Consider the following 12,517-nt stretch of genomic DNA (forward strand, 5'->3'; position numbering starts at 1 on the left):
GGCAGCGCGGAGCGCTACGGCACCTTCACCCACTGCGCCACACTCGGCGTCCCCTGGTCGTCGTCCACGAAAATCATGTACCAGCCCGAAGGGACCAGGTTCCGGTTCTCCGGCACCGTCACCGTGATCCGGTCGCCCGACGTCTTGAAGTCGAGGGCCACCGACCGCTGGTCGACGTCCGTCACGTGCGTGGTCGCACTCGGCCGGATCAGCCGCACCTTCCTGATCGTCGACGCGTGCCGCGAGGTGAACGTGCCGGTCCCGCCCCGCGCGATGGTCTGCGGGCCGCCGCTCAGTGACGGCCGTGAGTCCCGGTACAGGTACGGCGGCGTGTAGATCTCGATCCGCTGCTCGAACACCCCCGGCTTGGTGTTCGCCTTGTCCGCGAAGAGCGGGTTGGAGCCGAAGAACATGACCCGGCCGTCGGGAAGCAGGATCGACCCGGAGTGGTAGTCGCGGCCCACGAGCGGGTCGGCCACCCTCCGGAAGGAGTCGGTCGCGGTGTCGTAGAGCCGCGCCTGCCTGATGTCGGAGGCGCCGCGCCCCCGGTAGTCCTCGGAGCCGCCCGACACCAGCACGGAGTCGTCGGGCAGGACGGAGATCTGCGGGTACCGCGTCCCTTTCTCCAGTGAGGGGCCGTCCACGAACCTCGGGTCGGGGTCCTTCAGGTCGATCAGCCGCGTCCTGTTCGTCGACAGGCTGGACTCGCCGACCCCGCCGCCCCCGACCACCATGTACTTCTCGTCCTGCGCCGGAGGCAGCAGCACCGTCCCGGACGTCTCCAGCATGTTCGGGTCGCTGAGCCCGGACAGCCTGGTGAACTCGTTGGTGTCGACGTCCCAGATGCCGGGGTCCCGGCCGACGTCGTCCGGTCCGTATCCGGCATTGGAACCCGAGTAGAAGAGCTTGCCGTTCTGGAGCAGGAACAGCGCCGGATAGGTGGGGAACTGGCGCTTGTACTTCGTGTACGTCCAGGTCTTCGTCCTCGGGTCGAAGACCTCGTTCTTGCCGGGCACCAGCTGCCCGATGTCGTCGAGGCCGGAGACGCTGAGGATCTTCCCGTCGGACAGGGTCGTGAGCGTCGGGTACCAGCGTGCCTCGTTCATCGGGTCGACCTTGATGTACTTCTCGGCGACCGGATCGAATTCGTAGGCGTTCTTGATGCCCTCGAAGTCCCGCTTGTCCATGCCGAGTTTGTTGGCGATGCCGTAGGTGTTGCGGGCGTCGGCGCCGGTCAGTCCCCCGATGCTGTAGTTGTCCTGGGTGCCGGTCTCGTACCTGGTGCCCTGCTCGGGCGCCTCCACGACGACCCGGGCGTAACCGGGGTTGTTCCGCAGGAACCTGCCGGTCTTCTTGTCGAAGACCTTCGTCGCGCGCGGGATCAGCGCCGAGTCGTCGGAGACGAACGTCTTGCCGTTCTGCTTGCCGGTGAACCGGGTGCCCTTGGGCAGGGTCATCGGTTTGTCCGGGTTCTCGTTGTAGAGGATCATGACGCCGCCGGCCTTCTTGACGTCGCCCTTGAGTTTCTCGTACTGCTTGGTGCCGCCCGCGATCAGGATGTTGCCGTTGGCGAGCTGGGTGTGGCCGGTGCAGAACAGGTCGGCCGGGGTGGGCACCTTCTTGATCGTGCCCTTGACCGGGTCCCAGATCCGGCTGTCGTAGATCTTGGCGTCGAAGTTGTCCTGGTTGTTGCCCGAGCCCGCGACCAGCAGCACCTTCCCGGTGTGCAGGAGCACCGCGTGGATGGTGTCCTGGCGGTACTCCTTCGGGAACTCGATGATGTCCCAGTGGCCGTTCGCGGCCTTGTACTCCGCTCTGTTGATCTTGTACTGGTGGTACCGGTCGGTCCCGAAGCGGTACAGCCAGGGCCCGTTCATCCCGGCCAGGGCGAGGACGACCACCGTACTGATCGCGAGCCGGCGGGCCCGGCGACGGCCGGCGCTGTCGTTCATTCCTCACGACCTCCCAGTCCGCCGAGCGCGATCCGCAGGGTCTGTTCCGCGGGGGTGCCGGCGGGTGGCGTCCAGGTCGGCCGCTGCTGCGGTGGGTGTCCCGCGGGCAGGTGTCCCGCCGGTATCGCGTCCTCGGGTTCGGGCACCGCCCCGGGCGCCCGGCGTTCCTTCCGCAGCGTGTACCGCCAGGCGAAGATCGGGGCGGCCGTGATCAGCAGCGCCAGCGTGGCCCAGGTGATCATCGCGGGCTGCGAGTGGCCCTCGACGAAGCCGGCGGCGAGCGAGCCGCCGAAGACCAGGATGAAGAACCAGTGGATGCGGAAGGTCCCGAAGAGGGTGTCGGGGCTCGCCGACTCGCCCTTTGGCGTGACCACGAACCTGCTCTTGCGGCGCAGCAGGGCGTCCATGAGGGAACGGGCGTAGACGGGTGCGGAGAGCGCCGACATCACCATGCCGGCGACGCCGCCGGAGCCCTCCGGCTCGTGCGGGGAGACGTTGTGCCGGCGGTTCCAGATGTAGAGGCCGATCTGGAGCGCGGAGGCGTTGCCGTAGAGCATCAGCCACACGGCGGGGTCGATGTTCACGCCCGAGGCGCCCAGGCCCAGGAACAGTGCGCAGCTCAGCGCCGCCAGGATCCAGTTGAGGGCCGACATCGGGTAGAAGATGATCATCATGGTGTAGTTGAAGAGCTTGCCGGGACCCAGGCTGAACAGGCCCTTCCAGTACTGCTTGAGGATCGTCTCGTACGTGCCCCGGGACCAGCGCAGCTGCTGGGTGAAGAAGTCGGTCCAGGCGTTCGGGCCCTCGCCGACCGCGAGCACGTCCGGGGTGTACACCGAGCGCCATTTCCGGCCCGTCGCCGGGTTCCTGGTGCGGTGGATCTCGAAGCCGGTGGCCATGTCCTCGGTGATCGAGTCGTACAGGCCGCCGATCTGCTGGAGCGCCCTGATGCGTACGGCGTTGGAGGTGCCGACGAACATGGGGGCGCCGTAGCGGTTGCCGGCGCGCTGGATCAGGGCGTGGAAGAGGAACTGCTGGGACTCGGCGGCCTTGGTGACGAACGTGTCGTAGTTGCCGTACACCTGCGGGCCGATGACGAAGCCGACGTCCGGGTCGCGGAAGTAACCGAGCATCCGCTCCAGGTAGTTGGGGAGCGGGACGTGGTCGGTGTCGACGGAGGCGAAGAAGTCGTACTCGTCGCCGTGCGCCTCCAGCCAGGCGTTGTAGTTGCCGTGCTTGGTCTTCGCGCGGTGCGGGCCCTTCGGCTGGTTCCATTTCGCGACGCCCTTGCGGGTGAAGTGGTGCACGCCCAGGCGCGCGCAGACCTCCTTCACCTCCGGGTCGTCGCCCTCGTCGAGCAGCCAGACGTGCAGCAGGCCCCGGTGGCGCAGCCGGACCGCCGCCTGAAGGGTCCGCGTGACCATGTCCAGGGGTTCCTTGCCGGGCACGAACGTGGTGATGAAGGCGACCCGGGTGCCGGTCTCCGGCACCACCGGGACCGGGTCGCGGGCGACCAGGGTGGCGTGCGCGTTGGACAGCACGTTCATGCAGCGGAAGAACTCGATCAGGCCGATCGACACCAGCATCACGATGTCGAGGGCCGGCAGGAAGTCGTACGCCGGGTAGTCCCGCTGGGTCCAGTGCTCGGGCTGCAGCAGCCAGGCCAGCAGGACCAGCGAGAGCAGCGGGGCGGCGCCCAGCATCAGCGCGGCGCGGACGCGGTGCGGCTCCTGGGAGAGCAGCGAGCGGTACTGCACGGTGTACGGCCGGGTCGGGTCGGGCTGGGTGAGCGGGCCCGCGAGCCGGCTGTAGTGCTCGTAGTCGTATCTGGGCAGGGTCTTCTTGATGCGGCCCAGGGCGCCGGCGGCGGTGCGGTGCGCGGGCACCCGGAGCTGTGCGGTCTGTGACGGGTCGTATTCCTGTTCCTGCCGGGCGCCCATCGGCGTCGACGTCATGAGTCATCCCCCCACACGCAGATCAGCGCGTGTTTCATCGGTCCCGGAGCCCGCTCGGATCCCCCTCGACCCTGCCGGGCGCGTCAAAGGCGGGGCACAGTCGTCCCACGAAAATGGACACGGACCGTCACCGGCCGGTTGCATGGTGCCCCCCTCGGCACCGATTGATGACCGGGGCCCCTCAACCCCGCAGATCTGGCAACCGGCTATCTACCCCCCAAGTGCCGCGAAACACCGGCACTTTGGACAACCAGGGTTCTACGGTGCTCAGCATGATCGCAAGGGCGAAACGCCGTGTTTACCGGGCATACGCGTTCATTGGGGAGCGTGTGGGGGTTGTGTGGACCGGCCGTGTCGGTTGTTGACATAAAGGGGCAAGGAGAGGCAAGGGATGTCGAAGCGGCCCCGTGCGACCGGCAGGGTGTACGCCGGAAGGCCCCCCGCTGATGCGGAGGGCCTTCCCGGTGTCTGTGCGCCGCCAGGGACTCGAACCCCGGACCCGCTGATTAAGAGTCAGCTGCTCTAACCAACTGAGCTAGCGGCGCCTGCTGACATCGAGAACTCTACCCGACCGGGAACCGTGCTCCTGACCATCGGCCACCAGGGCGACCCCCGTCCGCCCTCTGCCGTACATCATTCGGACCGTCAGCATGCGCACCGGGGCCACAGTTGGGAAACTGATCAACGTGTACAGTCCCGGACATATCAACATGAAGTGTGAGGGGAATCGCATGCCGGCCCCGGTCTTCCAGGAATTCGACCCCGCGACCACCTGCGAATGCCCCGGCTGCGTCCACTGGCGGCGGGTGAGCCCCTCCCCGCTGCCCGGCCGCTTCGGCGGGCACCCGGCGGCCCGCGGCGTCCTGGTCGTGGCCGCGGCCACGACCGCCGCCCTCGCCGCGGGCGCCCCCGGCGCCGCCGCCCACAGCACCCCGCCCGCCCCGCACCGGTCCGCCGCCCCCGCGGACCCCGAGCCCCAGACCCCGCAGGGCGCCAGGTCCCCCCTGCACGGGCCGCACGGCAAGCCCGTCAAAGGCCCGGTCACCACGCCCCCCATCACCCGCACGCAGATCATCAACCGGGCCAAGACCTGGGTCACCGCCAAGGTGCCGTACAGCATGTCCCTCTACTGGACGGACGGCTACCGGCAGGACTGCTCCGGCTACGTCTCCATGGCCTGGGGGCTGACCGGCAACGAGTGGACCGGGAGCCTCGACCAGTTCGGCACGAAGATCACCAAGGAGGAGCTCCAGCCCGGCGACATCCTGCTCTTCCACAACCCGGACGACCCCGAGAAGGGCTCCCACGTCGTGATCTTCGGCGGCTGGACGGACTACACGCACACCTCCTACACGGTGTACGAGCAGACACCCCCGCACGCCCGCAGCCAGCCCACCCCCTACGCCTACTGGAGCAACTCCTCCAAGTACGTCCCCTACCGCTACAAGGGCCTGATCGCGGACCCGGCCGCCCCCGGCGCGCAGGCCGCGAAGACGGCGGTGGCGTTCCCGGGCGCCGCCTACTTCGGGCCCGGCGCCCACAACAAGTACGTCACCCTCCTCGGGCAGCTGCTGATCGCGCGGGGGGCCCACTACCCGAAGGGCCCGGGTCCGGACTGGGGGCCGGCGGACCAGCGGGCCACCCAGGCGTTCCAGCAGGCCCAGGGCTGGACCGGCGCCGCCGCCGACGGCCTGCCCGGACCGCGCACCTGGGAACTCCTCGCCACCGGCAGGGGCAGGAACATCGAGTCCGCCACCGCGGTCCCGTCCGCCCCGGCCTCGCACGGGGTCCCGGGCTACCCCGGCAAGAACTTCTTCCGTCCCGGCGCCGCCAATGACTACGTCGCCCGGCTCGGCAGGCGGCTGGTCGAGAAGGGGTACGGCCGGTTCTACCCGAACGGGCCGCATGCCGCCTGGGGCGAGGCGGACCGCAGGGCCGTCGAGGCGTTCCAGCGCGCCCAGGGCTGGCGCGGTGGCGCGGCCGACGGCTACCCGGGGCCGGAGACCTGGCGCCGCCTGTTCCTGTGACGACCCCGACTGCGACCCCCCTGAGCAACACCTGGAGCATCTGGCGCGGAGGCTGGAGGCAGGCATGAGTACGACCACCGAACACACCCCCGGTTCGGACGACCCCCCGGACGGCGGGCCGCCGACCCGCCCGACCCCCCGGCTCATCCAGAACGAGATCACCACCGAGATCCCCGTCCACCTGCTGTTCCGCGACGACCCCGACCCGGTCTCGGTACCGCTGCGGCCCGCCGTGGTCGGCCGCCGGCAGGGCACCGGCGAACAGCCCCGGCTGCGCCGGCCGCTCCCGGCCAAGCCCCGTCCGGTCGCCGCCGTCGACCCCGACCTGGTGGAGCGTCCGGCCCGGGTGCTGCCGGGCGCGGCCGGTGTGTGCGCCGGGCTCGCCGGAGCGGCCGGGGGGCTCGCCACCTCCTGGTGGGCGGGGGCGCTGCCGACGCTCGCGGCGCACGCGCTGCACCTGCCGGCGTACGGGGGCGCGGGGCTCGGCCCGGCGCAGTGGGCGGCGTACGCCGGGGCCGGTGCGCTCGGCGTGGCCGGCTTCGCGGGGCTCGCCCGCGGGACGACCGGGCGGGCCTGGGTGCTCGGCCTGTTCGGCCGCTACCGGGGGACGGTACGGCGCACCGGCCTGCTCTGGGTCAACCCGCTGCTGCTGCGCCGCCGGGTCGACGTCCGGCTGCGGCACTGGCGCAGCGAGGAGATGCCGGCGGCGGACGGCAACGGGGTCGCGCTCAGGGTCGTCGTCCTGGTGGTGTGGCGGGTGCGGGACACCGCGCGGGCGGTGCTCGGCGTCGAGGACCACGAGACGTATCTGCGCGAGTGCGTGGAGGCCGCGCTGGCCCGGGTGCCGGTGGAGCCGCCGGGCACCGCCCGGGGCTCGGTGGAGATGGCCACGGACGCGCTGACCCGGCTGGTCTCGGCGGACGCGGCGGGCATCGGCCTGGAGGTGTTCGCCGTCCAGCCGGTCCGGGTGGAGTACGCCCCGGAGGTCGCCGGGGCCATGCAGCGGCGCCGGATCGCCGCGCTCGACGCCCGGCAGCGGGCCACCATGCTCACCTCGGTCGTGGACTCGGTCGAGGACACGGTGACCCGGCTGACCATGCGCGGACTCGTCGAACTCGACGACTACGAGCGCAAGGTGCTGGTGCGGGACCTGACGGTGGCGTTCTGCTCGGGGCGCACCGAGCCCGTGCCGTGAGGGGGAGGGGCACCGGTGCAGGGGCGGGTACCGGTACCCCTTTTGGTATGGACATGTTCAACAAGCGGCAATAATCTGAGACTTGGTCTAGACCTGCACGGCTCACCGAACCTCCCCCACGTTCTCCAGGAGCGGCAGCATGCGTAAACGGACCAAGATCTCGGCCGTCGTGCTCGGCGTGGCGACCGCCGGAGCCTTCGCACTCTCCACCGGCGGCGCCAGCGGGCACGGCTACACCGACCTCCCCATCAGCCGGCAGAAGCTCTGTGCCAACGGCACGGTGACCAACTGCGGCGACATCCAGTACGAGCCGCAGAGCGTCGAGGGCCCGAAGGGCTTCCCGGCGGCCGGTCCCGCCGACGGCCAGATCTGCAACGGCGGACTGAGCAGGTTCGCCCAGCTCAGCTCGCCGACCACGCCGTCGGGCGGCGCCTGGCCGACGACCAAGGTGACGGGCGGCCAGACGTACACGTTCCGCTGGCAGTTCACGGCGATGCACGCCACGACCGACTTCAAGTACTACGTCACCAAGCAGGGCTGGAACCAGAACCACGCCCTCGCCCGTTCGGACCTGAACACCACCCCGTTCCTCACCGTCCCCTACAACGGCCAGCGCCCGCCGGCCACCCTCAGCCACAGCGGCACCCTGCCGTCGGGGCTGAGCGGTCACCACGTGATCCTGGCGGTCTGGACGATCGCCGACACGGGCAACGCGTTCTACGCCTGCTCGGACGTCACGTTCTGACCTGCGTCGTTCGACAAGCGGGTAACACCCGGCTGATCTGAGCTTCGCTTGAGGACCCGCCGCGGGCCGCGGGGGTACGTTCCCGCCACACCGGTCAATCGGACCGGTGTTCGGAGGCGGGGGACTCTCATGGGCCTGTTGGAAGCGTTCTTCTACATCATTCCCGGCATCTTCGTCGTCGGCGGTGTCCTCGGGCTCTACAAGACACTGAAGCGGTCGAGCCAGATCAGCCGGACGTGGCGTCACGGGCGTACCGCCGAGGCGCGCTGTCTGCGGTCGTACGCGAGGACCAGCGGCGGTGGCGGGGACACGTTCGTGACGACCACGCTGCACCACGTCTACGAGTTCACGACGGCCGAGGGGCGGGTCGTCCGCTTCGACGAGCCGAGCGGGCGGTCGACCGTGGTCGAGGGCGACTTCGTGACGGTCTACTACCTGCCGGAGCACCCCGAGGGGGCGATGTCCCGCCCGCCCGCACAGGGGAGTCTGGCGGTGGGGACCGGGTGCTCGGTGGCGTTCTTCGTGGTGTTCATCGGGTTCGCGCTGGCCTTCATCGTCGGGGCGCACTTCGCCTTCTCGGCGGCGGACGGCTTCGCTCCGTGAGTGCCGGTGAGGCCGTGGGCCTCCGCGGGCCGGTGGGGGCTGGTCGCGCAGTTCCCCGCGCCCCAAGGGTGTTGATCTGACGGAGTGTCAGTTAATCTGCTTCTCCATGGCCGTCGATGGGCGCACCGTTGCTGAGGCCGTCGCTGCCCGGTGGGGCGACCACCGGCCGGGGCTGTGGTTCGAGGAGCAGGTGCTGACGCACCACGTAGTGGCGGCCGGGGCCGCTGCCCGGGCCGCGCTGCTGGCCGATCTGCTGCCTGCCGGTGCCGTGCCGCATGTCGGGGTGCTGCTCGACAACACACCCGAGTTTCCACTCTGGCTGGGGGCGGCCGCGCTCGCCGGGGCCGCTGTCGCAGGGGTGAATCCCACGCGGCGGGGGGCCGAGCTCGCCCGGGACATCCTGCACACCGAGTGCCCGGTGCTCGTCACCGAGCGGGCTCACCTGCCGCTGCTCGCCGGGCTCGAACTGCCCGGCGTCCGACTCCTCGTCACCGACGAACCGGAGTACGGCGCTCTTCTCGCCCCTTACCTCGGCGCCTTTCCCGACGCCTCGCGGGCCGCCCCCACCGACCGGATCCTGCTCTACTTCACGTCCGGTTCGACCGGTGCCCCGAAGGCCGCGCTCTGCTCGCAGGGGCGGCTCGCGGCGGCCGGGCGGTCGCTCGCCGGGCAGTTCGGGGTCCGCCCCGACGACGTGCACTACGTCTGCATGCCGATGTTCCACGGCAACGCCGTGATCGCCGACTGGGCGCCCGCGCTGGTCGCCGGCGCCGGGGTGGCGTTGCGGCGGCGGTTCTCGGCGTCGGGGTTCCTCTGCGACGTACGGCGCTACCGGGCCACCTACTTCACCTACGTCGGCCGGGCGGTGCAGTACATACTCGCCACCGAGCCGCGCCCCGACGACCGGGACAACCCGCTGCGGCTCGGGTTCGGGACGGAGGCCGGGGCCGTGGACGCGGCGGCCTTCGAGGAGCGGTTCGGGGTGCGGCTGGTCGAGGGGTACGGGTCCTCGGAGGGCGGGGCGGCGATCCAGTGGTCGCCGGGGACGCCGGCCGGGGCGGTGGGGCGGGCGGCGCCGGGGCTCGTCGTACTCGACCAGGAGTCGGGTCAGGAGTGCCCGGCCGCCGTGTTCGACTCCGGGGGGCGGCTGCTGAACGGGGAAGCGGCGATAGGTGAGTTGGTGAACCGGGCGCCGAACCCGTTCGAGGGGTACTGGCGGAACGCGGCGGCCGAGGCGGAGCGGCGCAGGGGCGGCTGGTACTGGACCGGGGATCTCTTCTACCGGGACGCGGCGGGATACCTGTACTTCGCGGGGCGCACCGACGACCGGATCCGGGTCGACGGGGAGAACCTGGCCGCCGCGGTGATCGAGAACATCGTGGCCCGGTACGAGGGCGCGGAGGCCGTCGCCGTGTACGGGGTGCCGGACCCGGTGACCGGGGACCAGGTGATGGCGACGATCGCCGGGCGGTTCGAGCCGCTGGACTTCGCCGAGTTCCTGCTGGCCCAGCCCGACCTGGGGACGAAGATGGCGCCCAGGTTCGTGCGGGTGGTGGAGCGGATGCCGGTGACGGCGACCAACAAGATCCGGCGGGCGGCGCTGCGGAAAGAGGGCGTGCGGTGTGCCGACCCGGTGTGGTGGCGGCCGCCGGGGGAGCGGACGTACCGCAGGCTGACCCCGGAGGAGGCGGAAGCGTGGCGTCCGCCGCGGGGCGCCGACGGACTGCCCGAACGGCCGTTCATACGTGGACACTTGGGCAATTGACCCCGTGCTAGCGTGCGCGCAGATCGACCTGCACGGCCACCCGAGAGGAGCCACCGGCATGGCGCATCACGTCTCTGGCCTGGGCATCAGTCCGACGAGCATGGACCCCAGGAGTCACATCACCGATCTCTACGTGTTCCGGAAACCCGGTGACGCGGACCGGACGATCCTGGTGATGTGCATCAACCCGCACTCGCCGGTCACCGCCGACGCCGTCGACTCCGAGTCCGTGTACGAGTTCGGTGTGGACAACGACGGCGACGCGGTCAACGACGTCGCCTTCCGGGTGCGCTTCTCGCCGGTGGCGGCGGAGTCGCAGAGCGCGAGTGTGCAGCTGGCGGTCGGCCGGGGCCCGGCGGCCGATGTCGGCGCCGGGGAGACGATCGTGGCGGACGCCCCGGTCACCTTCGGTGCGAAGCCCGAGATCGCCACGGCCGGCGACTTCCGGTTCTTCGCCGGGCTCCGCAGCGACCCGTTCTTCGCCGACCCGATCGGGGCCGGGAACGACTTCCAGTGGACCGGCCAGGACTTCTTCGCCGACAAGAACGTGTTCGCCATCGTGCTGGAGGTCCCGAACACCGTGCTCGGCCCGGATCCGCAGGTCGGCGTCTGGGCCCGGGTCCTGGTTCCGCACGACGGCCGCCTGGTCCAGGGCGACCGGGCGGGACGGCCCGGGATCGACAACAACTTCAACCACAGCGACGACGACAAGCGCATATGGAACCAGCAGGAGCCGGACAAGGACCGGGAGCTCTTCCTCGGCAAGTTCGCGCACGTCTTCGAGCACGGGGGCTACCCCGCGGACGAGGCGGTCACCCTCGCGGAGGGCCTGCTCCCCGACCTCGTGACCTACGACTACTCGAGCGCCGCGGGCTTCCCGAACGGCCGCAATCTCACCGACGACGTCATCAACCTGGGGATCGCCCTGCTGACCAACGGTGCGGCGCCGCACGACGGACTGCGGCCGCATGCCGACCTGAGCTCCGATTTCCCCTTCCTGGGGGAGCCGCACTAGGGCCTGCCGGACCAAAAAAATGACCTGGGGTGGTGAAACCCCAGGTCATCACAGGTGCGCCGCCAGGGACTCGAACCCCGGACCCGCTGATTAAGAGTCAGCTGCTCTAACCAACTGAGCTAGCGGCGCATGACTCACGCCGACCGTTCGAACCGTCTTTCGACGGCCTCTCGCGGCTGGCGACGAAGAAAATAGTACCTGGTCCGGCGGGGTGCTTCCGACCACCGCCGGGCCCGGCCTAGATCGCCAGCGAGAGCAGCAGCGGAGCGGCGCCGCGGTTCAGGGTGTCGGCGGCCTGGCGGAGCCGGTGGGCGTGCTCGACCGGCAGGGAGAGGGCGAGGCAGCCCACGGCCGAGCCCGCGGTGATCGGGACCGCCGCGCACACCGTGCCTATGGCGTACTCCTGGAGATCCAGGACGGGGACCGTCGGCGGCTGTGCCTCCAGGCGGGAGAGCAGCAGCTTGTCGCTGGTGATGGTGCGCGAGGTGAGGCGGGCCATCTTGTGCCGGGAGAGGTGGTCGCGGCGGGCGTTGTGGTCGAGCTGGGTGAGCAGGCTCTTGCCGATCGCGGTGGCGTGCGCGGAGGAGCGGAAGTCCACCCACTCGTTGACCGCGGGGGTGGTCGGGCCGTCCGCGTACTGCCCGATCCGTACCTCGCCGTCGATGTACCGGCTCAGGTAGACGGCGGCGCCGACCGAGTCGCGCAGCCGGTCGAGGGTCTGCTGGAGCTGCTCGCCGAGGGCCTGCTCCCGCTCCTGCGCGGAGCCGAGCCGGCGCAGGGTCTCGCCGGTCACGTACGCGCCGTCGGTCACCTGCTCGACGTAGCCCTCGCGGCGCAGCATGCGCAGCAGCGCGGTCAGCCGCTCGGGGTCCAGGCCGGTCCGCCGGGCCAGTTCGGTGTCGGTGACGCCGGTGGCGTGCCCCGCCACCGTCTCCAGGACCCGGAGGGCGTCCTGGGCGGAGTGGTACGGGGCGGTCGGCTCGTGCATCAGCGCCACGGTGGTCCCCCTGCGCTCGCTCGGCGATACTGCTTCGGCTGCACTGCTTGGGCCGCGATCCGGACGGCGGATCCTCTCCACGATAACGGGCAAGCGCCGGAAACGGAGGGGGTGTTGGCGAGATTCTGGCCCTCCCAACTGCGGAAAAGACCCTCCGGCATATGCCAGCGGAATGGCCCGTCCGCCGGACCTCGGGTGATCGAGCGTTCACTTCCTGTAGTCATGGCGCGGCGCGGGAAAACCTTTACGGCACCGGCGGTGCA

At 70.5% G+C, this 12,517-nt stretch carries 9 protein-coding genes and 2 tRNA genes; 6 read left to right on the top strand and 5 right to left on the bottom strand.

Going from position 1 to position 12,517, the window contains the following annotated elements:
- Positions 1-14: 14 nt before the first annotated feature.
- The 3 genes from ACFY0K_RS11385 to ACFY0K_RS11395 all read right to left on the bottom strand — a co-directional run bounded on the left by ACFY0K_RS11385 (position 15) and on the right by ACFY0K_RS11395 (position 4,452).
- Entirely contained in the window at positions 15-1,952 is a 1,938-nt protein-coding gene (locus ACFY0K_RS11385; RefSeq protein WP_390639626.1) for a galactose oxidase-like domain-containing protein, read from the bottom strand.
- Positions 1,949-3,907 (bottom strand): glycosyltransferase family 2 protein, encoded by a 1,959-nt coding sequence (locus ACFY0K_RS11390; protein ID WP_390639627.1) that lies wholly within the window; start codon positions 3,905-3,907, stop codon positions 1,949-1,951. Before ACFY0K_RS11390 ends, ACFY0K_RS11385 begins: the two co-directional genes overlap by 4 nt.
- A 471-nt stretch (positions 3,908-4,378) precedes the next feature.
- Positions 4,379-4,452, bottom strand: a tRNA-Lys gene (locus ACFY0K_RS11395).
- A 186-nt stretch (positions 4,453-4,638) separates the two neighbouring features.
- Here ACFY0K_RS11395 and ACFY0K_RS11400 point away from each other — a divergent pair.
- The 6 genes from ACFY0K_RS11400 to ACFY0K_RS11425 all read left to right on the top strand — a co-directional run bounded on the left by ACFY0K_RS11400 (position 4,639) and on the right by ACFY0K_RS11425 (position 11,257).
- A complete protein-coding gene (locus tag ACFY0K_RS11400; protein WP_390639628.1) occupies positions 4,639-5,934 on the top strand; it encodes a peptidoglycan-binding protein in 1,296 nt (431 codons plus the stop codon).
- 64 nt (positions 5,935-5,998) lie between these two features.
- Positions 5,999-7,129 (top strand): SPFH domain-containing protein, encoded by a 1,131-nt coding sequence (locus tag ACFY0K_RS11405; protein WP_390639629.1) that lies wholly within the window; start codon positions 5,999-6,001, stop codon positions 7,127-7,129.
- A 139-nt stretch (positions 7,130-7,268) separates the two neighbouring features.
- Entirely contained in the window at positions 7,269-7,874 is a 606-nt protein-coding gene (locus ACFY0K_RS11410; protein WP_351958126.1) for a lytic polysaccharide monooxygenase, read from the top strand.
- Positions 7,875-8,003: 129 nt separating this feature from the next.
- Entirely contained in the window at positions 8,004-8,477 is a 474-nt protein-coding gene (locus ACFY0K_RS11415) for a DUF3592 domain-containing protein (protein WP_390639630.1), read from the top strand.
- Between the two features lie 106 nt (positions 8,478-8,583).
- A complete protein-coding gene (locus ACFY0K_RS11420) occupies positions 8,584-10,242 on the top strand; it encodes a long-chain-fatty-acid--CoA ligase (RefSeq protein WP_390639631.1) in 1,659 nt (552 codons plus the stop codon).
- Between the two features lie 58 nt (positions 10,243-10,300).
- Positions 10,301-11,257 (top strand): DUF4331 family protein, encoded by a 957-nt coding sequence (locus tag ACFY0K_RS11425; RefSeq protein ID WP_390639632.1) that lies wholly within the window; start codon positions 10,301-10,303, stop codon positions 11,255-11,257.
- Between the two features lie 55 nt (positions 11,258-11,312).
- On the opposite strand, the gene ACFY0K_RS11430 is transcribed toward ACFY0K_RS11425, so the two are convergent.
- Together ACFY0K_RS11430 and ACFY0K_RS11435 are read right to left on the bottom strand one after the other, a co-directional pair.
- Positions 11,313-11,386: transfer RNA gene (locus ACFY0K_RS11430), tRNA-Lys, on the bottom strand.
- Positions 11,387-11,495: 109 nt separating this feature from the next.
- Positions 11,496-12,254 carry an IclR family transcriptional regulator C-terminal domain-containing protein gene (locus ACFY0K_RS11435; RefSeq protein ID WP_351958121.1) on the bottom strand — a complete coding sequence of 253 codons (759 nt, stop codon included), beginning with the start codon at positions 12,252-12,254 and terminating at the stop codon, positions 11,496-11,498.
- Between the last annotated feature and the right edge of the window lie 263 nt (positions 12,255-12,517).

The organism is Streptomyces sp. NPDC001507 (assembly GCF_042894765.1).
Classification (GTDB): Bacteria; Actinomycetota; Actinomycetes; order Streptomycetales; family Streptomycetaceae; genus Streptomyces.